This is a genomic window from Halobacterium litoreum (assembly GCF_021233415.1).
In the GTDB taxonomy this organism is placed as follows: domain Archaea; phylum Halobacteriota; class Halobacteria; order Halobacteriales; family Halobacteriaceae; genus Halobacterium; species Halobacterium litoreum.
This window is the reverse complement of the sequence record NZ_CP089466.1, coordinates 2,649,141-2,671,229: the sequence shown is the minus strand read 5'-3', so window position 1 is coordinate 2,671,229 and position 22,089 is coordinate 2,649,141. Positions and strand designations below refer to the sequence as shown.

Genomic DNA, 22,089 nt, shown 5'->3' with positions numbered 1-22,089 from the left:
GATGTCGACGCCCTCCAATCCGGGCTCCGGCCCGGGCACGTCCGGCGTGACGGACGCGCCGACAGACCGCCTCGGCCAGGTCCTCGACACCGTGACGTACGTGCTCGCGGCGACGGGCCTGTTCGTGACGGTGTCCGCAGTCGCGACGCTCGCCGTCGGCGGGCGTGTCGCGCCGGGCGTGAAGTACGGGTTGTTCGTGTTCGGATGGCTCGGCCTGGGCGCGGCGACGGTGTTGTTGTTGCCCGACCGGCCGTGGCGCGACGGCGACGAGGGGTTCTCGGTGTTCGGCGAGTTCGCTGAGGACAGCCAGTCGGCGTTCCAGCGGTTCGTACAGCGCCTGCCGCCGGCGCGGTTCCGGCCAGTGGAGCCCGACGACCGGTTCGCCACCGGCGTGCGGATGTTGCTCGCGGCGTTGACGATGCTGGGGACGTCGCTGGTGATGGAGCAAGTGTTCGGTATCGGCCCCTGACGCCCGCGTCGTCGGGCGTCGCGTTCGGTTTCGGCACGGAAGGTTCTTGAGTGCGAGACGATAACGCGGCGACATGGTAGATTCCCCCACGACCGAGCAGGACGAGGTGCCGGAGGAAGACGAGACGTTCCAGGAGCACCACCAGCGCGTCGAGCAGATGTCCGCGAACGCGGGACAGTTGAAGGACGCGTGGTCGAACACTCTGGAGGACATGCACGCGCTCGCCGACGAGCGACGCGAGGAGGGGTACGAGGTGACCGAAATCGCGTCCGTGGACGCCGGCCCCATCGGTCGGGACACGAACGACCCGGACGGCGAGTACGGGATGGAGTTCGTCGTCGCGGACGACGACGGGAGCGAGTTCGCCGCTGCGTTCGAGGCGGGCGACTACCCCGAGTACGACGTGTACCGCGCCGAGGTGCAGTCTGACGCGTTCATCGTGGAGGAACTGCGCGACCCGGACGCCGAGCGAGTCATCCTGCTGGCGGGCGGCTACCACTTGAAGGACATCGCGATGTGTGCGTTCGCGGCCCGCGAGGAGGGGGAGATGTTCACGTTCGTCCGGACGATGGACGGGACGCGACTCGGCGCGTTCCGCCACGACGGCTACGAGAAGTTCTTCCCGCGCGCCGACGAGCTGCCGGAGGACCCGGCGGAACTGGAGTTCTTCTGAGTCGGCGTGTGGACGCGTAACGCGGTGTCGTAGCCTACAAATGCGTGGGGAGAGTACGACGCCCACATGAACGTCGCTGACGCGATGACGCCCCGCGAGGACGTAGTGACGGTCGAGTTGCCGGGGACGCGGGACGACATTCTGGAGTACATTCAGGAACGGGCGTTCTCGTCTGTGCCCGTCGTGAAGCCGTCCGAGGACGGCGAGCGGTACCGCGGACTCATCTCTCGGGACGACCTCATCGAGCGCCCGGAGGAAGACCAGTTGGCGATGCTGATGCGGGACGCGCCGACGACGACGAGCGACGCGACCATTCCGGAGGTGGCGTCGTTGATGTTGTCGACGGGAGCGCGCCGCGTGCCGGTCGTCGCGGACGGGCGACTGGAGGGCATCGTGACGGTGACAGACGTGGTGCGGGCCATCGCGGACGGCGAGGAGGACGGCGACACGGAAGTCGGCGGGCTGGCTCGCCGCGACGTGAACACGACGTACGTGGAGACGCCGCTGCCGGTCGCGGAGCGCGAAATCTCGTACGCGCGAGTGCCCTACAGCGTCGTGCTCGGCGAGGACGCGGAGATGGCGGGCGTGCTCACCGAGGTCGACATCATCGAGGTGGCTCGCGTCGTCGAAGGCGAGGACAACACGGGCGACTCGATGGCGGCCGACGACGACGACTGGAAGTGGGAGTCGATTCAGGCGACCGGGAGCCGCTACCTGCCGACGCGGAACGTGGAGATTCCGGCGGAGCCGGTCCGCGAGTTCATGACCGCGGACGTGGTGACGGTGACGAAGCGCCGGACCGCCCGCGAGGTCGCACAGATGATGTTGACCAACGACATCGAGCAGGTGCCGCTGGTGTCCGGCGACGAGCTCGTCGGCATCGTGCGGGACGTGGACTTGCTGGCGGGGCTGACCGATGAGTGACCTGAGCGAACTCGCGCGACGCCGCGGGTTCTTCTTCCAGGCCAACGAGGCCTACGGCGGCGTCTCCGGGTTCTACACGTACGGCCCGGAGGGCGCGGCGCTGAAGCGGAACGTCGAGGAGTCGTGGCGCGACCGCTTTGTCACCCGCGAGGGGAACATGGAGATAGACTCGCCGACGGTGACGCCGGAGCCGGTGTTCCTCGCCTCGGGCCACCTCGACGGCTTCGACGACATGCTCGTGGAGTGCGCGGAGTGCGGCGAGAGCCACCGCGCGGACCACGTCGTGGAGGACAACACGGACATCGAGGACGCCGAGACGTACCCGACCGAGAAGGTCGAGGACATCATCGCGGAGCACGACCTCGTCTGTCCGTCGTGTGGCGCGCCCCTCGCCGGGCAGCCGGTCGAGGAGTTCAATCTGATGTTCGAGACGAGCATCGGCCCGGGGTCGGGTCAGCCGGGCTACCTGCGCCCGGAGACGGCACAGGGGATGTTCACGGAGTTCCCGCGCCTGAAAGAGTACGCGCGCAACCAACTGCCGTTCGGCGTCGCCCAAATCGGCGCGGGCTACCGGAACGAGATCAGCCCGCGGAACGCGCTGCTGCGCGCCCGGGAGTTCACGATGGCGGAACTGGAGTACTTCGTGGACCCCGAGGGCGACGGCCCCGACCTGGACCGCGTGGCCGACGTGGAGTTGCCGCTGTACGACGCCGACGCCCAGCAGAGCGAGGGCGAGGAGTACGTCCACCTGACGCCACAGGAGGCACTCGACGAGGGCCTCGTGGGCGGCGAGTGGGTGGCGTACTTCCTCGCGCGGTCGAAGGCGTGGTTCGAGCGCGTGGGCGTCGACATGGAGCGGTTCCGGTTCCGCCAGCACCTCCCCGGTGAACTCGCGCACTACGCGGCGGACTGCTGGGACGCCGAGGCAGAAGTCGACGGCGACTGGGTCGAACTGGAGGGGGTCGCGTCCCGTACCGACTACGACCTCTCGAAGCACGCCGACCACGCCGACGACAACTTCACCGTCTTCAAGCAGTACGACGAGCCGAAGACCGTCGAGCGCGCGACGGTCGACCCGGACATGGCGTACCTCGGGCCGGAGTTCGGCGGCGACGCGGCGGCCGTGGCGGACGCGCTCGAAGCGCTCGCGGAGCGCGACCGCGCGGCGTTCGACGGCGACGAGGTGACCGTCGAAGTGGACGGCGAGGCGTACGCCGTCCCGACGGAGAAAACCGGCTTCTCGGTCGAGGAGGTCACGGAGTCGGGCCGCCACATCGTTCCCCACGTCGTCGAACCGGCGTTCGGCGTCGGGCGCGCCGTCTACACCGTCCTCGCGCACAGTTACGAGGCCGACGAAGTGGACGGCGAGGAACGGGACGTGCTCCGTCTGCCGGCCGAAGTCGCGCCGACGACCGTCGGCGTGTTCCCGCTGATGGACAAAGACGACATGGGCGACACGGCCCGCGACCTCGCGGCCGACCTCCGCGAGGCGGGGCTGTCGGTGACCTACGACGACTCCGGGAACATCGGCCGCCGGTACCGCCGGCAGGACGAGGTCGGGACGCCGTACTGCGTGACCGTCGACTACGACACGCTGGAGGACGGCACGGTCACCCTGCGGGACCGCGACACGACCGAGCAGACCCGAGTGGCGGCCGACGACCTCACGGAACTGCTGCCGGCGCTCCGGGACGGCGAGACGACGTTCGCCGACCTGTGAGCGAACTCGGCCGCCGACTGGTACACGCGAGCGGGGCCGTCGTCCCCGCGGCGTACCTCGCCAGCGTGGTCCAGTGGGCGGTCGTGCAGTGGCTCCTCGTGGTCGGGTCGGTAATCGCACTCGTTCTCGAAGCGCTCCGACTGTCGGGGCGCGTGAACTGGCGCATCTTCGACGCGCTCACTCGCGACTACGAGCAGGACAACCCCGCGGGGTACGCACTCTACGTGCTCTCCTCGACGGCGACGGCGTGGCTGTTCGCCCCCGCAATCGCGGTGCCGGCGCTGTTGATGTTGATGCTCGCGGACCCCGCGAGCGGGCTGCTCTCCCGCGGCGAACTCGGCGTGAAACGCGGCTGGGTGCTGTTGGCGACGTTCGGCATCTGTCTGGGCATCGCCAGCCTGCTCGACGTGCCGTTCGCGGCGGCCGTCGCGGGCGCGCTCGCGGCGACGCTCGCAGACGGCGCGACGCCCGTGGTCCGCGGCTACGTCATCGACGACAACGCGAGCATCCCGCTCGGCGCGGCGGCCGCAATGTGGCTCGCGCAGGCGATATAGCCCGGGATTTTGTCGAACAGTCACGCACACACGACAGCCGATGGCTTCGCACGATTCGACGACCGATTGCATCCTGCTACTCGACGACCAGTAGGGTGGGGCTCGGGAAGGGGCGTGGCTCTGGGCGACGGCAGCCGACGTAAGCCGCGAGGCGGTTACGCCGCCTCGGCCCGTGCGAACGGCGCTTCGCGCCGTGAGCAGACACCGCAGGAAGCGAAGCGACCGAGGCGCGCAGCGAGGCTCCCGAGCCCAGAGCCGCGGGGCTTCCCAGCAGTGGGCGAAAGCGCAAGCGTCAGAGCCAGAGTCACTCCACTTTCACCCCGGTACGCGAAGCCTTAACCGCGAGAGCGACCAACCACACTGCGAATGTCGGAGTCCGCGCACGTCGACCACTCGATGCTGGAGTCGGGCGTCATCGAGGCCCGCCAGTACCAACTCCAACTCGCGGCGGCGGCGCGCCGCGACCACACGCTCGTCTGCCTGCCGACCGGGCTGGGGAAGACGACGGTGAGCCTGCTGGTGACGGCGTACCGGCTGGACGACGACGCGGGCGGGACGTCGCTGATGCTCGCGCCGACGAAGCCGCTGGTCGAGCAGCACGCGGCGTTCTACCGGGAGGCGTTGGCGGTGCCGGACGACGAGGTGGTGGTGTTCACGGGGGAGACGCGGCCCGACGACCGGGCGGAGATGTGGTCGAGCGCGCGCGTCGTCGTCGCGACGCCCCAGGTCGTGGAAAACGACCTCGTGGGCGGGCGAATCGACCTGCGGGACGTCGTTCACTGCACGTTCGACGAGTGCCACCGCGCGACCGGCGACTACGCGTACACGTACATCGCGGAGCGCTACCACGCGGACGCGGCGGACCCGCTGGTGACGGGGATGTCGGCGTCGCCGGGCGGCAACGAGGAGGACATCCGCACGGTCTGCGAGAACCTCGGCGTGGCGAACGTGGAGGTGATGACCGAGGACGACGCGGACGTCGGCGAGCACACGTACGACACGGACGTGCAGTGGGAGCGCATCCAACTGCCCGACGACGTCCTGGAGATTCGGGACGCCGTCAACGAGGTCATCGAGGACCGACTGGAGAAACTCCGCGACCTGGGGGTGACGCGGGCGTCGAGCCCGGACATCTCCCAGAAGGACTTGAACAGGATTCGCGCCGAACTCCAGCAACTCATCGACAACGACCAGAGCGAGGGGTACGAGGGAATGAGCGTCCACGCGGAGGTGATGAAACTGAAGCGCGCCGTCGAACTGGTCGAGACCCAGAGCGTGGAGTCGGTCCGGCGGTACTTCGAGCGCCAGCGCAACGCCGCCCGGTCGTCGGGCGCGTCGAAGGCGAGCCAACGCCTCGTCTCCGAGCCGAAAGTCAAGGAGGCGATGCGAATCGCAGACGACTTCGACGGACTCCACCCGAAGTTCCGGAAGGCCCGGATGTTGCTCGCGGAGACGCTGGGCATCGAGGGCGGCGACCGCGTCATCGTGTTCACGGAGTCCCGCGACACCGCGGAGGCCCTGACCGACTTCCTCGGCGACCACTTCGATACGCGGCGGTTCGTCGGGCAGGGCGACGCCGACGGCAGCGAGGGGATGACCCAAAAGGAGCAACGCGAGACCTTAGACGAGTTCCGCGACGGCGAGTTCGAGGTGCTCGTCTCAACCTCTGTCGCGGAGGAGGGACTGGACGTGCCGGAGGTCGACCTCGTGCTCTTCTTCGAACCGGTGCCGACGGCGATTCGGTCGGTCCAACGGAAGGGGCGAACCGGACGACAGACCGAGGGTCGCGTGGTCGTGTTGATGGCCGAAGACACACGCGACGAGGCGTACTTCTGGATTTCGCGCCGGCGCGAGCAGGAGATGGAGGAGGAACTGCGGTCGCTGAAGGGCGTCGCCGAGGAACTGGAGAGTGACTTGCACGGCGACCAGCAGGCACTCGACGACTACGACGACGAGAGCGCGGACAGTGAAAGCGCGGGCGACGACGGCGCGGATGCGGACGTCGGTGGCGACGAGGAGGCGACTGCCGACGCCGAGGACGACGAGAGCGACGAGCAGGCCGGGCTGACGGACTTCGACGCACCGGACCCCGAGGACGTCGACGGGAGCGAGGACGACGAGGGCGTAGCGGCGCGCGCCGGAGGCGACGACGAGGTGGAGGTGGTGGTCGACCAGCGCGAACTCGACTCGAACATCGCCCGCGACCTCTCGAAGCGCGAGGACGTCGAGACGCGCTTGGAGACGCTGGCCGTCGGCGACTACGTGCTCTCGGACCGCGTCGCCGTCGAGCGGAAGTCCCACGCCGACTTCATGGACACCCTGCTGGGCGGCGACCGCTCCATCTTCGAGCAGGCCAAGGACCTGACGCGACACTACACGCGCCCCGTCCTGCTGTTGGAGGGTGACGGGGACCTGTACGCGGAGCGCAACGTCCACCCGAACGCGATTCGCGCGACACTCGCGAGCCTCGCCGTGGACTGGGGCGTGAGCGTCGTCCACACGAGAGACGAGGACGACACTGCGGAGATGATTCGGACAATCGCGGAGCGCGAGCAGACCGAGAACGACCGCGAAGTGGACGCGCACGGCGAGAAGGCGGCGAAGACGCTCGGCGAGCAACAGGAGTACGTCGTCTCCTCGATTGCAGACATCGGCCCCGTGACTGCCCAATCGCTGCTCGGCGAGTTCGGCAGCGTGGAGGCCGTGATGACCGCGAGCGTCGAGGACCTACAGGACGCCTCGGGGGTCGGCGAGGTCACCGCCGAGCGCGTGCGCGAAGTCGTCGGGACGGACTACCGGCCGGAGTAGCGCGCTCGCGGAACGTCGCGGCGAACTCACGGAATCACGGTCACCGGCACTTTCTCGGCGTGCAGGACGGTTTCGGCGGCGCTCCCGAGGATGGCGCGCTCGATGGTGCCGGCGCCGTGGTGGCCCATCACGACGTGGTCGTAGCCGCGTTCGTCGACGAGCGAGAGGATGTCGTCGCCGACGCGGTCGCCGGGTCGGAACTCGAAGTCGGCGTCGGTGGTGACTTCGGGTTCGGCGTCGACGCCCTGCGCGTCGAGGAGCGTCCGGGCGCGGTCGCGGACGGCGTCGGTGGCGTCGGTCTCGGATTCCGCGAAGTGGACGACGTGGAGGTCGGCGTCGTACCGGGGCGCCATGTCGGCGGCGAAGTCGAGCGCGCGGAAACTGCAGTCCGAGCCGTCGACGGGAACGAGGATGTCCATACAGAGAGGTGTATGGCTCCCGGGATAACCGTTTTCGCCGACCGTCGGCTACCGGAGCGCGGCGAGCGCTTCGGCGGCTTCGCGGGCGGCTTCGAGGTACTCGCGGGCGGTCCGCGGGTCGTCGGCGCTCGCGGCGCGGCGTGCGAGCGCGGCGATACTCGATTCGAGCGCGTCGGCGGCTTCGCTCGACGGCGTGCCGCCCGACGCGGACCGGGCGGGCGACTGGGGAGCGCGCTGGTCCCGCGACTGGTCGTCGGTCCGTGCCGAGGGCGCTGGCTGGCTTCGCTGGGCGTCGGCTGGCTGTTGGCGGGTGTCGGCGGGCGGCTGCTCGGCGGCGGCCTGCTGGTCTGGCGCGTCGGCCCGCTGGCCGCCAGCCTGTGCCTGCTCGGTTCGGGATTGCTGTGCCTGGGCTCGCTCGGCCTGCGCCCGCTGTTCCTGCTCGGCCTGCGTTCGCTGCTCCTGTTCGGCCTGCGCTTGCTGGGCTTCGTGCTGGCAGGTCGGGCAGAACGACTGGCCGTCGTACCGGAAGATGGGGGAGCCACAGCGGTCGCAGTGGTCGTTGGTCATCGTCGCGCCCTGCAGGAGGAGTTCGCTCATGCGGGCGGTGGTCTCGCGGTCTTCCTGTTCGTTCTCGTACTTCTCGCGGAGTTCCTCGCGGACGGCCTCCTCGTCGAAGCCGTCGTCCGTGTCGCTCATGGGGGAGTGGAGGGCCGGGAGCGTCGAAAAGCCTGTGGGCGGAACGTCGTCGTTCGTCGAATCGGCGTTCGGCGGCTGTCGGCCCCGAGAGTGGGCGCGTTCGGGGCCGGGAGTGCGGGTATCGAAGCGCTTAACGGCCTCCCCGGAGGTGGTTTACGTGATATGACGAAAGTCAGCATCGTGGGGGCAGCCGGCACGGTCGGCGCCGCCGCAGGCTACAACCTCGCGCTCCGCGACGTGGCCGACGAACTCGTGTTCGTGGACATCCCGGACAAGGAAGACGAGACCATCGGGCAGGCCGCGGACGCGAACCACGGCGTCGCCTACGACTCGAACACCGAGGTCTACCAGGGCGGCTACGAGGACACCGCGGGCTCCGACGTGGTCGTCATCACGGCGGGCATCCCGCGCCAGCCCGGGCAGACCCGCATCGACCTCGCGGGCGACAACGCGCCCATCATGGAGGACATCGGCTCCTCCATCGCGGAGCACAACGACGACTTCGTCACCGTCACCACGTCGAACCCCGTCGACCTCCTGAACCGCCACCTCTACGAGACGGGCGACCGCGACCGCCACAAGGTCGTCGGCTTCGGCGGCCGCCTCGACTCCGCGCGCTTCCGGTACGTCCTGAGCGAGCGCTTCGACGCGCCCGTGCAGAACGTCGAGGCGACCATCCTCGGCGAGCACGGCGACGCGCAGGTGCCCGTGTTCTCGAAGGTGCGCGTGAACGGCGCGGACCCCGAGTTCAGCGACTCCGAGCAGGCCGAGATTCTCTCGGACCTCCAGGAGTCCGCGATGAACGTCATCGAGCGCAAGGGCGCGACCCAGTGGGGCCCGGCGACCGGCGTCGCTCACATGGTCGAGGCCATCCTCCGGGACACCGGCGAAGTCCTCCCCGGCAGCCTCGTGCTCGACGGCGAGTACGGGCTCGACGACGTGGGCCTCGGCGTCCCCGTGAAACTCGGCTCGAACGGCGTCGAGGAGGTCGTGGAGTGGGACCTCACGGAGTACGAGCGCGACCAGCTCGGCGAGGCCGCCGAGAAACTCTCCGAGCAGTACGACAAAATCTCGTAACGACGCCGCGTCGCTTCTCTGTTCTTTCGAGTGCGCTCAGCGCCGCCGTCGCGCAGTCAGGACGGCGCGACTTCGCGCTGGACGTCCTCGGTGCCGTCTTCGTGTTCCGTCTCGACGTCGGCGGTGTCCCAGACGGGGACTTCCTCCCACGGGTGGCACATGCTACCACACAGTACAGGGCGTCGAGTGAAAAGTGTTTGGCCGAGCGCGCGCCTCGGCGTCGCTCGCTCCCGCTCAGACGATTTGCTCGCCGTCGTCGTCGTAGACGGCGATGGCGTCGACGGGACACGAGCGCGCCGCGAACTTCGCGTCCAGTTCGGCGTCCTCGGGAATCTCCCGGGCGAACACGTCCTCTTCGACTTCCTCGCCCTCGACTAGAATCGCCTTCCCGGCGTCGGCGTCCTGCTCGAAGCCGTCGCCCCACTCCGCGACGCACTGGAACATCCCGATGCAGGTGTCGCGGTCGAACTCGATTCGCATGGTCGCTTCTGGACGCCCCGCGGGTAAATCGTTGCCGGGCGAGCGCGGGCCGGCGGGGTGAGTCGGGTTCTGACCGGGTGGGCGCGTAAGCACTTTGAGGGAGGACGCCAACGGTCCGGCGATGGAACTGGAGGCGATTCCGGGCGTCGGCGCGAAGACCGCGGACGCGCTGCGGTCGCTGGACGACCCGGAGGCGGCCCTAGAGCGCGGGGACGTGGCGGCGGTCGCCGGCGCGCCCGGCGTCAGCGAGGGGCGGGCGGCGCGCATCGTGCGGAACGCGATTCGCGCGCGCCACGACGACCCCGGCGGCTTCCTCGCGACCGACCGGGCGCGGGAGGTGTACGACCGCGTGCTCGCGCTGTTACAGGAGCGCGCCGTCACGGACTACGCGAGCCAGCGCCTGCGGACGTTCTACCCGAGCGCGACCGACTCCCGGATTCGGGAGGCCAACGAGTTCGCGGAGCGCGCGATGGCCCGCGACCCCGACCCCGCGGTGTTGGACGCGCTGGTGGGCGTCGAACCGCTGTCCCGGCCGGACGGGCTGGCGGTCCGGGACCGGTGTCTCGCGACGACCGACGCCGAACGGTACAGCGCGGCCCGGGAGACGTTCCCCGAACTCTCCGTCGAAGTCGTGGAGGACGCCCGCGGGCTGGCGGACCTCGCGCGGGGCTACTCGACGGTCGTCGCGCTCGACGAGGCGTTCGTCGGCGTGGAGGTGGACGGCGACGTACGCGTCGAACCCGACGCCCTCGACCGCCCCGAGGAGGTCGTGCCCGAGCGCGTGCTGTCCTTCTTCGCGACGAACCGCGACCGCATCCGGGCGGCCATCGAGGTCCACCAGACGGCGGGTCTGGACGCTGGCGTGGACCTCGACGAACTGGACGCCGCGCTCGCGCAACTCGAATCGGACGGGAGCGTGGCGGGCGACGACGAACTCGACCGCCTCTCGGTGGCCGTCGACGACCTCGACGCCGCCGTCTCGACCGCGGAGTCGGTCGCCAACGACCGCCTCCGGGAGGCGATTCAGGAGCAGGACGTGACCATCGAGGGCGCCGACCTGCTGAGCCTCGTGGAGCGCGGCGCTGGCGTCGACAGCCTGCTCTCCCGCGAACTCGCCGACGAGTACGCGGAGGCGGTGGCGGCGGCCCGCGACCACCTCGTGGACGCGCTCGACCTGAAATCGGGGGAGGCGGAGGTCGCCAAGCGCGCGTTCGGCGACGAACCGACGTTCCCCGTGGAACACGACGCGGAGGCGGTGTCGCGACTGCGCGAGGACCTGACGGCGGCCCGCGACCGGCGCGCCGCCGAGCGGAAACGCGACCTCGCGTCGACGCTCGCGGACCTCCGGGAGCCGACCCGGGACCTCGTGAACGACGCCCTCGACCTCGACGTGGAGTTGGCTATCGCGCGGTTCGCGAACGACTTCGACTGCGTGCTCGCGGAGCGGGGCGGCCGCGGCTTCGACATCGACGCGGGGCGCTCGCCGCTGCTCGACGTGGCGTTCGCGGACGTCGACCCCGTGGACTACGGCGTGGACGGCGTGGCGCTGCTCTCGGGCGTGAACTCCGGCGGGAAGACGAGCACGCTGGACCTCGTGGCCGTCGTCGTCGTGCTCGCGCACATGGGCCTCCCGGTGCCCGCCGAGTCCGCGCGCGTCCCCGAGGTGGAGGAACTCCACTACTACGCGAAGTCACAGGGGACGCTGGACGCCGGCGCGTTCGAGGCGACGCTCCGGGACTTCGCGGGACTGACCGAGGGCGCGGCGCGCAAACTCGTGCTCGTGGACGAACTCGAATCCATCACGGAGCCGGGGGCGTCCGCGAAAATCGTCGCTGGCATCCTCGAAGAACTCCACGAGGCGGGCGCGTCGGGCGTGTTCGTCTCCCACCTCGCGGGCGAGATTCGGGACCAGTGCGGGTTCGGCGTGACCGTCGACGGCATCAAGGCCCTCGGCCTGGAGGACGGCGAACTGGTCGTCGAGCGCTCCCCCGTCAAGGACCACCTCGCGCGCTCCACGCCGGAACTCATCGTGGAGAAACTGGCAGACGGCGCCGCGGCGGACGGCGGTGACGGTGACGACGGCGGCCGCGGGGGAGCCGAAGCGTCGAAGGCGGGGTTCTACGGGCGGCTCCTAGAGAAGTTCTAGTCGCCGGGCCGGGGGAGCGCGGTGTAACTGCGCTTGACGATGCTGAACGGGTCGTAACTGGACTGGTGGCAGGGACAGTAGACGCCGTTCTCGGCGTCGAACTTGACGCCCTGCGGGGACTTGAACTTCGGCGTACAGCAGTAGTGCGTACACTTGTTCAGAACCGCCATGAACCCCTCGGCGGTGCTCTCGGCGAGCCAGTCGGCGGCCTCGCCGTCGCCGTTGGCGGCCGCCTCGATGCGCGTCGAGCGGATGATTTGGACGGGAATCGTGGTGTCGACGTTCTGGGAGCGCCACGTCGTGAACGCGCCCTTCCCGAGTCCGTCCTTCCCGACGCCGTTCGTCCACGTCTCGTAGTCCGCGAAGTCCTCGACGTTGACGCGGCCGTCGGATGGCTGCCAGTCGTAGGCGCGCCCACCGCCGGCGTACCGGAAGTAGTTGTCGCCGTCGTAGTCGGGTTGGAGGCCGGCGACGCCCTGAATCCCGCAGTACTGGAACCACCGCGGCGAGTAGTCGACGCCGGCTATCTCCTCGGCGTTCGCGATTCGCTTCGTCCCGCCGTCCTTCGCTTCGACCTCCTCGAAGCCGGTCCACTTCCCCTTCAGGTAGCCGTCGTCGTCGAGCTCGACGGGAATCTGGGGCATCGCGCGGGGCGCGGGGCCGTCGGTGTTCTCGATGCCGTAGTAGGTGACGGCGCCACCGCCGACGCCGGTCGAGGAGACGAGGGAGTTCACCGCGGCGGTGCCGGCGGTACCGACGCCGGCGAGGCCGGCGGACCCGACGACGCCTTTCACGAACCGGCGCCGCCCGGAGTCGGGATACTTCTCGGAGGGCATAGTCGTCGGTTCAGAACGAACGCCCAAAAGCGTTGAATTCGGCGTCCTAAACAGTTCTCGCGCCGCGATACCCAGTTCGTGAGAATCGTCGAAACCCCCACACTACTGATGGGTGAACCGACCCGACATGGTCTCCGAGACGGTCCACGCGTTCGTCGCGCGCTCGGACGTGCGGCGGGCGGTCCTCCACGCGGTCGCGGACGGCGGCGCCACCACCGACGACTTGCTCGCCGCCGTCGACGGCAGTCGCTCGGCGGTGTACAAGGCCATCGACGCGCTGGACGACGCCGGCCTCGTGGTCCGGGGCGACGACTGCGTCGCGACGACCGGGAGAGGCGACGTGCTCGCCGGCTGTCTCGCCGACCGGGCGCGCGTCGGCCGCCTGCTAGACGGCACCGGCTACTGGGAGGAACACGACGCGAGCGTGGTGCCGACGCGGTTCCGCCGCCGCCTCCCGGCGCTCGCGGACGCCGAGGTCGTGGCGAGTCCGGACACGTACCCGACGCGGGCGCGAGAGCGCTTCCGGTCGCTCGTGTCGGCGTCCGACCGCGTGGACGCGTTCGTCGCGGTGCGGGACCCCGGCCTCGCGGACGCGCTCGCGGACTGCGGCGGCGACGCGGGCGCTCGCGTGCTCGTGGACGGCGCGCTCTCGGAGGCGGGTGACGCGCTCCGCGAGGCGGACGACGCGGCGGTGCGGGCGGCCGACGTGCCCTGCGGGCTCTGTGTCACGGACGACGCCGTCCTCGTGCAGTTGCCGCGCCTCGACGGGTCGTTCGACGACCGGTCGTTCCTGCTGGCGCGCGGCGACCCGGCGCTCGCGTGGGGCCGAGACTTCTTCGCGGCCCGGTGGGCGAACGCGGCCACCGAACCGCGCGCCGGAAACGCGTGATTCGGCGGTAGCGGCGCTTTCAGCCGCCTTCGCGGCGAGTGTGGCGAAGCATTAAGTATCTCCCCGAGCGTGGTGAAAGTGATGGAAGACGACCCCGAGGAGGGGATGCTGGGCTGGGACGAGACCGTGTTCCGGGATGAACACGCGCTCGAAATCGACTACGTCCCCGAGGTGTTCCGCCACCGGGAGTCCCAACTCCAGACCCTCCAGTACGCGCTCCGACCGGCCGTCAGGGGGTCGCGGCCGCTGAACGTGATGGTGCGCGGGCCGCCCGGCACCGGGAAGACGACCGCCGTCCAGAAACTGTTCGGGGAACTCGGCGGCCAGCCCGGCGTGCGGACGGTGCGCGTGAACTGCCAGGTGGACTCGACGCGGTACGCCGTCTTCTCTCGCGTCTTCGAGGAGATTTTCGAGTACGAGCCGCCCTCGTCGGGCATCTCGTTCAAGAAGCTGTTCGGGCAGGTCGCCGAGCGCATCGCCGAGGACGACGAGGTGCTCGTGGTCGCCTTAGACGACGTGAACTACCTGTTCTACGAGGGGGAGGCAAGCGACACCCTGTACTCGCTGTTGCGCGCCCACGAGACCCATCCGGGCGCGAAGGTCGGCGTCATCGTCGTCTCGTCGGACCTCGACTTGGACGTCATCGAGGACCTCGACGGGCGCGTGCAGTCGGTGTTCCGCCCCGAGGAGGCGTACTTCCCGGCGTACGACCGCGCCGAGATTACGGACATCCTCCGGGACCGCATCGAGGTGGGGTTCCGGGAGGGCGCGGTGCCGACGACGGTACTGGACAAGGTGAGCGAACTCACCGACCAGGCGGGGGACCTGCGCGTCGGCATCGACGTGATGCGGCGCGCCGGCCTGCACGCCGAGTCCCGCGCGAACAAGACCGTCGAGCCGGCGGACGTGGACGCCGTGTACGAGGACGCCAAGCACGTCGCGCTCTCCCGGAACCTGCGCGCGCTGTCGGACGTCGAGCGCGCGCTCGTGGAGACGGTCGCGGACTGCGACGGCGAGCAGGCCGGGGACGTCTACGAGACGTTCCACGACCGCACCGACCTCGGCTACACGCGGTACACGGAGATCGTGAACAAACTCGACAAACTCGGCCTCATCGAGGCGGAGTACGAGCAGTTGGAGGGACGCGGCCGGTCGCGGACGCTCCGACTCACGCACGACCCGGAGACCGTGAAAGAGCAACTCTGAGTCGCGAGCAAGCCGGTTTCGGCGAACCGACCAGCGGCGCCGCCGTCGCCGGACTCGATTACGGGTCGCTCGCCGGGACGTGCGAGCAGTCGGCGCCGCCGTGGTAGTGACAGGTGCCGCCGGCGGCCCGGACGCGGTTCGCGAGGACGGAGAGAAAGCGGGCGGTTCGGAGCGGGCCGGCGCGTTCGGCGAGTCGGTCGAGGCCGTCCACGCAGACCGCGGGCGCGGCGCCGTCGGGGAGCGACGCGAGGAACTCCTCGGCGGCGAGCGCGACGGCCACGGGTTCGCGGAGGTCGGAGACGACGCGCACGCAGTCGGGATGGGGGTAGGTCGCGACGAACGCGGGGTTGGGGGCGGCGTGCCCGCGGTCGGCGAGCCACTCGCGGGGCGTCGCGTCGAGGGCGACGACGAGCGCGTGGTCGCCGTGCGCGAGCAGGTCCGTGCAGGCTGCGCGCGCGTCGTCGACGACCGGCACGGCGTCGTCGGCGGCGGTGTCGCGGCTCCGGGACTGGGACGCGCGCGTCATCGCTCCGTCAGACGACAGACGGAGGCTTAGTTAATCGCCGGATAAACGACTTCAGCCGGTGGTTTTCGGTGTCGCGTGGTGGGCGTCGCGCCGGCGTGGGGAGGTGGCTTTTTGCGGGGCGGCCTCCCACCGTCGTGCATGAAGAACACGGGCGGCACGGACGAGGCGAAGCGGCGAGCGGGCGAGGCCGCCGCCGCGGAAGTCGAGGACGGGGCGGTGGTCGGTCTCGGCACCGGGAGCACGGCGGCGCACGCGATTCGCGCGCTCGGGGAGCGCGACGCCGAAATCGAGGGCGTCGCCACGTCGTTCCAGTCCCGCCAGTTGGCCATCGAGGCGGGAATCCCGCTCACGTCGCTGGAGGAGGCGAGCGTGGACGTGGCGATAGACGGCGCCGACCAGGTCGCGGACGGCGACCTCGTGAAGGGCGGCGGCGCGGCCCACGCCCGCGAGAAGTACGTGGACGCGAGCGCCGACCGCTTCCTCGTGGTGGCGGACCCGTCGAAGGAGGTCGACGCGCTGGACTACCCGGTACCCGTCGAGGTGCTGCCGGACGCCCACCCGGTGGTCGCGGAGCGCGTCCGCGACCTCGGCGGCGACCCGGAACTGCGCGCGGCCGAGCGCAAGGACGGCCCGGTCGTCACGGACAACGGGAATCTGGTGGTGGACTGCGCGTTCGGCGAAATCGAAGCCCCCCGGGCGTTGGCGGCGTCGCTGTCGGAGATTCCGGGCGTCGTGGAACACGGCCTGTTCGTCGGGCTGGCCGACGCGGTCTACGTCGGCACCGACGACGGCGTGCGGGTCACGGAACCGTAGATACGCGTCGCTGGTCGGCGTCGCGTCGCGAAAAATATCGAAGGAGGTCTACCGAATTACAGGTCGCGCGGCTGGACGGTCTTGCGACCGTTCGCCTCGGCGCGCGCGGCGGCGTCCTCGAGGAGTTCCGAGACTTCCTCGTCGAGTGCCTCGTAGAAGTCGGAGGCAACGTTCTTGTCGTCGAGTTCTTCCTTCACAGCGGCCTTGACGATGAGGTCTGCCATACGAACGGCTTTTTTCCTGCCCTCCTTATAAGGCTTCCCATAATCGGGCGCTTCACGGGGGCGCTGGGCCGTGTTCACACCGTGTACGCGTCGAAACAACCCGCGCGTCGGCGCACCGGGCGGCGACGTGACGGACGAACTGAGATTCGGGCTGGGGGAAATTATGTTCGAATTTGGGAAAACTCCTTTATTGGCGTGCGGAGTATTCTCACGCTGCCGGCGGCCCCGTCGGCACCAAACCCATGCCCCGCTGTACCCACTGCGACGGCCACGTCTCCGACGACTTCGTCCGCGTGTTCGCGGACGAGGACGGACAGGTGCGAGCCTGCCCGAACTGCTCGGCGAACGTCGGCATCGCGGAAGTATCCCGCAACCGCGGGCGCAAAGCCTGACCGAAACACAGGTACGTCCCCCGTGGTTCGTTCTCGGCGTGCACTACGTGTACGTCGTCGAGTGTAGTGACGGCACCTACTACACCGGCTACACGACCGACGTACAGCGGCGCGTCGCGGAACACGACGCCGGTGACGGCGCGAAGTACACGCGCGGCCGCACGCCGGTCGAACTCCGGTACACCGAGTCCTTCGAGTCGAAGTCCGCGGCGATGAGCAGAGAGTACGAGATAAAACAGCTGTCGCGCTCGGAGAAGGCCGAGTTGTTCTAGTCGTCGGCGCACGCCGTCGACGTGGGTTCGCGGGCGGCGAGTCGCATCCGGGCGGCGTCGACCACGTCCTCGGCGACGCCGTCGATGCGGTCGGCGATGTCGTCGTCGGTGAGCGAGCCGTCGGCCCGGAACTTCGAGGAGGTGTTCCGAACCCCGACCTGCGCGGGGACGACGTGGGCGTGGACGCCCCGCATCGTCACCCGGAGGTGGTCGAGCGTGGACGCGATGGTGCCGCCGCCCGCGACGACGAGCAGGCCGACGGCGGTGTCCTCGTACTCGTCGAACCCGCAGTAGTCGTGGAAGTTCCGGAACGTCGAGGAGTAACTGCCGTGGTAGACGGGCGACCCGATTATCACGCCGTCGGCGGCGCGCACGCGTTCGAGGAGCGCGGCGGCCTCGCCCGACTCTTCGGTGCTGCGGTCGGGGTGGTAGAGGGGCAAGTCCACGTCACCGAGGTCCACGAGGTCGGTGTCGGCGCCCGCGTCCGCGGCGGCGGCGAGCGCGCGTTCGATGCCTTGGAGGGTGTGACTGCCGTCGCGCCGACTACCGGCGACGCCGACGACGAGCGGAGTGTCGGTCATTACTACCGGTTCCGGGCTCGCGGTTTAAACGGTCGCCGGTCCGCGAAGCGCGTTCCGACGGTTCGTTCCAGTAAGCTCGCTGAGTAGTCCGGGGGACCGCAGGGATTTTCACCCGAGGCGGCGACCCCTCAACCATGGACGCCATCTCCTTCGGCACGGACGGCTGGCGCGCCACGCTCGACGTGTTCACGAGCGAGCGCGTTCGCGTGGTCGCGCAGGCCACCGCCGACTACCTCGACAGCGAGGGTCACGGCGGCGAGACGGTCGCCGTCGGGTACGACGCGCGCGAGACCTCGCGCGGGTTCGCGGACGACGTGGCCGACGTGCTCGCGACCAACGGGTTCGACGTGGTGCTCCCGGAACGGGACTGCCCGACACCCGTAATCTCGCACGCCGTCGCGGAGCGCGATTTCGCGGGCGCGCTGGTCATCACGGCATCCCACAATCCGCCGGAGTACAACGGCGTGAAGTTCCTGCCCGAGGACGGCGCGCCGGCGCTCCCCGAGGTCACGGAGGCCATCGAGGCGAACCTCCGCGAACCCGAGGAGGGCGAGCAGACCGGCGAGATTCGCGAGGAAGACCTCGTGGCCGACCACGCCGACCACTGCCGGAGCCTCGTGGACGCCGACCTGGAGGGGCTCACCGTCGTCTACGACGCGATGCACGGGAGCGGGCGCGGCGTCACCGACGCGCTCCTCGAAGCGGCGGGCGCGGACGTGATTCGCCTGCGCTGCGAGCGCGACCCCGAGTTCGGCGGCACCTCCCCGGAACCCGACGAGGCGAACCTGCAGGGCCTCGCGATGGCCGTGAACGAACACGACGCCGACCTCGGCGTCGCCAACGACGGGGACGCCGACCGGGTCGCCGCCGTCACGCCCGACCGCGGCGTCCTCGACGGGAACCGCTTCTACGCGCTCGCCTACGACTACCTGCTCGAAGGCGACTCGGGGCCGGCGGTGCGCACCGTCTCCACCACCTTCCTCGTGGACAGACTCGCGGACGCCCACGGCTGCGAGGTCGTGGAGACGCCGGTCGGCTTCAAGTGGGTCGCCGAGGCGATGGGCGAACACGACGCGCTGTTCGGCGGCGAGGAGTCCGGCGGCTACACGATGCGCGGACACGTCCGCCAGAAGGACGGCGTGCTGATGGCGCTGCTCGCGTCGGCCGCCGCCAGCGAGCGCGGCGTCGACGACCGGCTCGACGCCATCGCCGCCGAGCACGGCGAAATCCACCAGGACAAGGTGAGCGTCGACTGCCCGGACGACCGGAAAGCGGGCGTGCTCGCCGACCTCGAAGCCGAACTCCCCGACACCGTCGCGGGCGTCGACGTGGCCGAGGTCAACGACACGGACGGCTTCAAGATTCTCTTGGAGGACGGCACGTGGCTCCTCGTCCGGCCGTCGGGCACCGAGCCGAAGATGCGCGTCTACGCCGAGGCCGACAGCCCCGAGCGCGTCCGGAATCTGCTCGACGCGGGCCGCGGCCTCGTCGAACCGCTAGTGTAGGACGCCGCGATAGCGGTCGCCGCGGCGCTCGCAGTCGAAGCCCAGTTTCTCGTAGAACGGCTTGACCGGCGGGTCGAAATCGGCCGTGAGCGGCGTCCACCGGTCGGCCGCCGCCGCGACGAGGCGGGAGCCGATTCCCCGCCCGCGGCGCCGTCGGCGCACCGCGATTGCTTCGACGTGCGCGCCCTCTTCCCGCGGCATCGCGACGAGCGCGCCGACGATGCGGTTGTCGTCGTCGGCCACGAGGACGGTGCCGGCGTCGATTCGGTCCTCGACGACCGACGCCGAGATTTCGAGCATCGCGCCGTCGAGCACCCGCATCGCGCCGAGGTGGTCTCGGGCCGACGCCCGCCGAATCTCGCTACCCGCCACGGATGAGTCTGAGTACGCGGACGTGCTCTGCGTCCACCGGTTGGTCCTCCGGGACGGGCGTCCCGTCGACCATCACCGACACCTCGTGGGGGCTGAGGTCGACCTTCGCGAGGAGGTCGGCGTACGTCTCGTCGTCCACGTCGAACTCGTGGGTGTCCTCGCCGACCACCTCGACGGTCACGCGCATACCGGGCGTAGCCGGCGCGCCGACTTCAGCGGTGCGGTCAGGCGCGGTGCGGTCACGCGACCGAGGGGTCCATCTCCTCCTCCTCGTCGCCGCCCCGCCGGCGCTTCGTCCACGCGTAGAAGGAGAGCGCGACGGCGCCGAGGCCGAGCAGGAGGACGGCGAGGTCGACGAACCCGCCGAGAATCGGGATGCGACCGAGGAGTTCGACGCCGAGCACGCCGACGACCAGCGCCGCCCACTTGTTCTCGTAGTCGGCGAGCGAGAGCCCCCACGCGCCGAGCGCGTACGCCCCCCAGACGAACGCCGCAATGAGGACGAACACGTAGACGAACAGCCACAGCAGGCCGAGGGGAATGCCGACGATGGAGAGGAACAACACCACCGCGAGCAGGGGCGCGAGCAGGAACGCGAGCAGCCCCCACCCGGCGGTGCGGAGCGGGCGGTTCGCGGCGCCGTCGGCGGCGGTGCGGGAGACACCGGGGAACGCGACGAGGAGGATGGCGCCGAACGCGAGCGTCAACAGCAGCGTGTAGACGGCGAACAGCCAGCCCGCGATTTGCGGGAGCAGGGGGAAGACGTCGAGGCCGAGGCTGTCGTCTTGCACGAGTTCGCCGCCGACGGTCGCGCCGTCGGCCCGCGTCAGGTCGCCGTCGTACCGGAAGTCGCCGCCCACGCTGGCGTTCTCGCCGAGCGAGATGCTCCCGGCGCCGACGCGCACGGTGCCGTCGACGCGCCCGTCGAGGACGAACGAACCCGCGCCGGTCTCCACGTCGCCGGTGACGACGCCCGTGTCGGTGATGTCGACGCTCCCCGCGGCGGCCTGCACGTTCCCGTCGACGGTGCCGGCGACGCGAATCGACCCGGCGGCGCCGGTGAGGTCGCCCTCCACGGTGCCGGTGTCGTCGACGACGACGGTGCCGGCGAACGCCTCGACGCCGCCTTCGACGGTGCCGCGCACGACGACGGTGCCGCCGGTCGCCTGCAGGCCGCCCGTGACGGTCTCGCCCTCTTCGACAACGATGGTGCCGCCCGCGCGCTCGTCGGCCGCCGCGACGCCCACGAGAGCGGGGACGGCGAGCAACACGACGGCGGCGAGCGCGAGCGCTCGAACGCGTGACGTGGTCATACGCGTACTGTCGGCGTCATTCTCCATAAACATATCTGCGAACTGAACAGTGTGTGGCGTGCTGTGCAAGCACTCGGCTGATACGTGGCCGGTAGGTAGCGGGGCCGACGCGAGCGCGACTGCCGTACCTCGCACCGCTTAAGTCCGGGTGGCCCGTGGCTACCGGTATGACAGACGCCGCCGGCGGACGGCAGGAAATCTGGGTCGAGAAGTACCGGCCGGAGCGCTTGGAGGACGTCGTCGGCCACCCCGACATCACGGAACGCCTGCAGAGTTACGTCGACCGCGACGACCTCCCGCACCTCCTGTTCGCGGGGCCCGCCGGCACCGGGAAGACGGCCTCGTCCGTCTCTATCGCGAAAGAAATCTACGGCGACGACTGGCAGGAGAACTTCCTCGAACTGAACGCCAGCGACGAGCGCGGCATCGACGTGGTCCGGGACCGCATCAAGGACTTCGCGCGGGCCTCCTTCGGCGGGTACGACTACCGCGTCATCTTCCTCGACGAGGCCGACGCCCTCACGGACGACGCGCAGTCCGCGCTCCGCCGGACGATGGAGCAGTTCTCGAACAACACCCGCTTCATCCTCTCGTGTAACTACTCCTCGAAGATCATCGACCCGATTCAGTCGCGGTGTGCGGTGTTCCGGTTCGCGCAAATCGGCGACGACGCGGTCGCCGCCCACCTCCGGCACATCGCCGCGCAGGAGGACCTGGAGTACACGGAGGACGGCATCGACGCGCTCGTGTACGCCGCGGACGGCGACATGCGCCGCGCCATCAACGCCCTGCAGGCGGCCTCGGCGACCGGCGAAGCCGTCGACGAGGAGACCGTCTACGCCATCACCGCGACGGCGCGCCCGGAGGAAATCGAGGAGATGGTGACCGAGGCGCTGTCGGGTGATTTCACCGCGGCGCGCTCGACGCTCGACGACCTGCTGACGAACCGAGGGCTGGCGGGCGGCGACATCATCGACCAGATTCACCGGTCGGTGTGGAACTTCGACGTGGAGGAGGCCGCCGCCGTTCGCCTGCTCGACCGCCTCGGCGAGGCCGACTACCGCATCGCCGAGGGCGCCAACGAGCGCGTCCAGTTGGAGGCGCTGCTGGCCTCGGTCGCGCTGAACGCCGAGGAGTGACCGCGAGAGCGAGAACGCGAAGCACCGCCGACCGGTAACAGCACCTTCTTCCGCG

General features: G+C 69.9%; 25 protein-coding genes. 15 read left to right on the top strand and 10 right to left on the bottom strand.

Features of this window, described 5'->3' with window-relative positions:
- Position 1: 1 nt before the first annotated feature.
- The 6 genes from LT972_RS14600 (at position 2) to LT972_RS14575 (ending at position 7,148) form a co-directional block, all read left to right on the top strand.
- Positions 2–469: a DUF7555 family protein gene (locus LT972_RS14600; protein WP_232571117.1), complete on the top strand. Its 468-nt coding sequence runs from the start codon at positions 2–4 to the stop codon at positions 467–469.
- 73 nt (positions 470–542) lie between these two features.
- Positions 543–1,142 carry a DUF7529 family protein gene (locus tag LT972_RS14595; RefSeq protein WP_232571116.1) on the top strand — a complete coding sequence of 200 codons (600 nt, stop codon included), beginning with the start codon at positions 543–545 and terminating at the stop codon, positions 1,140–1,142.
- Between the two features lie 66 nt (positions 1,143–1,208).
- The gene (locus LT972_RS14590) at positions 1,209–2,066 is read left to right on the top strand and encodes a CBS domain-containing protein (protein ID WP_232571115.1); all 858 of its coding nucleotides are present in this window, start codon (positions 1,209–1,211) and stop codon (positions 2,064–2,066) included.
- The gene (gene glyS / locus LT972_RS14585) at positions 2,059–3,786 is read left to right on the top strand and encodes a glycine--tRNA ligase (protein WP_232571114.1); all 1,728 of its coding nucleotides are present in this window, start codon (positions 2,059–2,061) and stop codon (positions 3,784–3,786) included. The genes LT972_RS14590 and glyS overlap by 8 nt, the downstream gene beginning before the upstream one ends.
- Positions 3,783–4,340, top strand: a complete 558-nt coding sequence (locus LT972_RS14580; protein WP_232571113.1) for a dolichol kinase — start codon at positions 3,783–3,785, stop codon at positions 4,338–4,340. Before glyS ends, LT972_RS14580 begins: the two co-directional genes overlap by 4 nt.
- Positions 4,341–4,706: 366 nt before the next feature.
- Complete coding sequence (locus LT972_RS14575) at positions 4,707–7,148, top strand: DEAD/DEAH box helicase (protein WP_232571112.1); 2,442 nt, start codon at positions 4,707–4,709, stop codon at positions 7,146–7,148.
- Positions 7,149–7,174: 26 nt separating this feature from the next.
- On the opposite strand, the gene LT972_RS14570 is transcribed toward LT972_RS14575, so the two are convergent.
- Together LT972_RS14570 and LT972_RS14565 are read right to left on the bottom strand one after the other, a co-directional pair.
- Positions 7,175–7,567, bottom strand: a complete 393-nt coding sequence (locus tag LT972_RS14570) for a universal stress protein (protein WP_232571111.1) — start codon at positions 7,565–7,567, stop codon at positions 7,175–7,177.
- A 48-nt stretch (positions 7,568–7,615) separates the two neighbouring features.
- Positions 7,616–8,263, bottom strand: coding sequence for an Sjogren's syndrome/scleroderma autoantigen 1 family protein (locus tag LT972_RS14565; RefSeq protein ID WP_232571110.1), 648 nt, complete (start codon positions 8,261–8,263; stop codon positions 7,616–7,618).
- 162 nt (positions 8,264–8,425) lie between these two features.
- On the opposite strand from LT972_RS14565, the gene mdh reads away from it, so the two are divergent.
- Positions 8,426–9,340: a malate dehydrogenase gene (gene mdh / locus LT972_RS14560; RefSeq protein ID WP_232571109.1), complete on the top strand. Its 915-nt coding sequence runs from the start codon at positions 8,426–8,428 to the stop codon at positions 9,338–9,340.
- Positions 9,341–9,574: 234 nt separating this feature from the next.
- Here mdh and LT972_RS14555 read toward each other — a convergent pair whose 3' ends face one another.
- The gene (locus tag LT972_RS14555; protein ID WP_232571108.1) at positions 9,575–9,820 is read right to left on the bottom strand and encodes a ferredoxin; all 246 of its coding nucleotides are present in this window, start codon (positions 9,818–9,820) and stop codon (positions 9,575–9,577) included.
- Between the two features lie 121 nt (positions 9,821–9,941).
- Between LT972_RS14555 and LT972_RS14550 the strand changes: the two genes are divergently transcribed.
- Positions 9,942–11,966, top strand: coding sequence for an endonuclease MutS2 (locus LT972_RS14550; RefSeq protein WP_232571107.1), 2,025 nt, complete (start codon positions 9,942–9,944; stop codon positions 11,964–11,966).
- Here LT972_RS14550 and LT972_RS14545 read toward each other — a convergent pair.
- Entirely contained in the window at positions 11,963–12,802 is an 840-nt protein-coding gene (locus LT972_RS14545) for a Rieske (2Fe-2S) protein (protein WP_232571106.1), read from the bottom strand. The genes LT972_RS14550 and LT972_RS14545 overlap by 4 nt on opposite strands.
- Before the next feature lie 127 nt (positions 12,803–12,929).
- Between LT972_RS14545 and LT972_RS14540 the strand changes: the two genes are divergently transcribed.
- Entirely contained in the window at positions 12,930–13,691 is a 762-nt protein-coding gene (locus tag LT972_RS14540) for a helix-turn-helix transcriptional regulator (protein ID WP_232571105.1), read from the top strand.
- Positions 13,692–13,772: 81 nt separating this feature from the next.
- Complete coding sequence (locus LT972_RS14535; RefSeq protein ID WP_232571104.1) at positions 13,773–14,897, top strand: ORC1-type DNA replication protein; 1,125 nt, start codon at positions 13,773–13,775, stop codon at positions 14,895–14,897.
- 58 nt (positions 14,898–14,955) lie between these two features.
- On the opposite strand, the gene LT972_RS14530 is transcribed toward LT972_RS14535, so the two are convergent.
- Entirely contained in the window at positions 14,956–15,423 is a 468-nt protein-coding gene (locus LT972_RS14530; RefSeq protein ID WP_232571103.1) for a DUF7504 family protein, read from the bottom strand.
- A gap of 138 nt (positions 15,424–15,561) precedes the next feature.
- On the opposite strand from LT972_RS14530, the gene rpiA reads away from it, so the two are divergent.
- Entirely contained in the window at positions 15,562–16,236 is a 675-nt protein-coding gene (rpiA, locus tag LT972_RS14525) for a ribose-5-phosphate isomerase RpiA (RefSeq protein WP_232571102.1), read from the top strand.
- Positions 16,237–16,292: 56 nt separating this feature from the next.
- Here the strand turns inward: rpiA and LT972_RS14520 are convergent, their stop codons facing one another.
- On the bottom strand, positions 16,293–16,460 hold the full coding sequence (locus LT972_RS14520) for a DUF1931 family protein (RefSeq protein ID WP_232571101.1): 168 nt from the start codon (positions 16,458–16,460) through the stop codon (positions 16,293–16,295).
- Between the two features lie 242 nt (positions 16,461–16,702).
- Here LT972_RS14520 and LT972_RS14515 point away from each other — a divergent pair, with 242 nt between their 5' ends.
- Positions 16,703–16,852 carry a DUF7563 family protein gene (locus LT972_RS14515; protein WP_232571100.1) on the top strand — a complete coding sequence of 50 codons (150 nt, stop codon included), beginning with the start codon at positions 16,703–16,705 and terminating at the stop codon, positions 16,850–16,852.
- Between the two features lie 38 nt (positions 16,853–16,890).
- Positions 16,891–17,124: a GIY-YIG nuclease family protein gene (locus LT972_RS14510; protein WP_232571099.1), complete on the top strand. Its 234-nt coding sequence runs from the start codon at positions 16,891–16,893 to the stop codon at positions 17,122–17,124.
- Here the strand turns inward: LT972_RS14510 and LT972_RS14505 are convergent.
- Positions 17,121–17,705: an NADPH-dependent FMN reductase gene (locus LT972_RS14505; protein WP_232571098.1), complete on the bottom strand. Its 585-nt coding sequence runs from the start codon at positions 17,703–17,705 to the stop codon at positions 17,121–17,123. The genes LT972_RS14510 and LT972_RS14505 overlap by 4 nt on opposite strands.
- 134 nt (positions 17,706–17,839) lie before the next feature.
- On the opposite strand from LT972_RS14505, the gene LT972_RS14500 reads away from it, so the two are divergent.
- Positions 17,840–19,210, top strand: coding sequence for a phosphoglucomutase/phosphomannomutase family protein (locus tag LT972_RS14500; protein WP_232571097.1), 1,371 nt, complete (start codon positions 17,840–17,842; stop codon positions 19,208–19,210).
- Here LT972_RS14500 and LT972_RS14495 read toward each other — a convergent pair.
- The 3 genes from LT972_RS14495 to LT972_RS14485 are packed head-to-tail and all read right to left on the bottom strand — an operon-like array spanning position 19,202 to position 20,895.
- On the bottom strand, positions 19,202–19,531 hold the full coding sequence (locus LT972_RS14495; RefSeq protein ID WP_232572618.1) for a GNAT family N-acetyltransferase: 330 nt from the start codon (positions 19,529–19,531) through the stop codon (positions 19,202–19,204). The genes LT972_RS14500 and LT972_RS14495 overlap by 9 nt on opposite strands.
- A 40-nt stretch (positions 19,532–19,571) precedes the next feature.
- Positions 19,572–19,769, bottom strand: coding sequence for a ubiquitin-like small modifier protein SAMP2 (gene samp2, locus LT972_RS14490; RefSeq protein ID WP_232571096.1), 198 nt, complete (start codon positions 19,767–19,769; stop codon positions 19,572–19,574).
- Between the two features lie 52 nt (positions 19,770–19,821).
- Positions 19,822–20,895 carry a bactofilin family protein gene (locus tag LT972_RS14485; RefSeq protein WP_232571095.1) on the bottom strand — a complete coding sequence of 358 codons (1,074 nt, stop codon included), beginning with the start codon at positions 20,893–20,895 and terminating at the stop codon, positions 19,822–19,824.
- A gap of 167 nt (positions 20,896–21,062) precedes the next feature.
- On the opposite strand from LT972_RS14485, the gene LT972_RS14480 reads away from it, so the two are divergent.
- On the top strand, positions 21,063–22,034 hold the full coding sequence (locus LT972_RS14480) for a replication factor C small subunit (protein ID WP_232571094.1): 972 nt from the start codon (positions 21,063–21,065) through the stop codon (positions 22,032–22,034).
- Positions 22,035–22,089 lie beyond the last annotated feature (55 nt).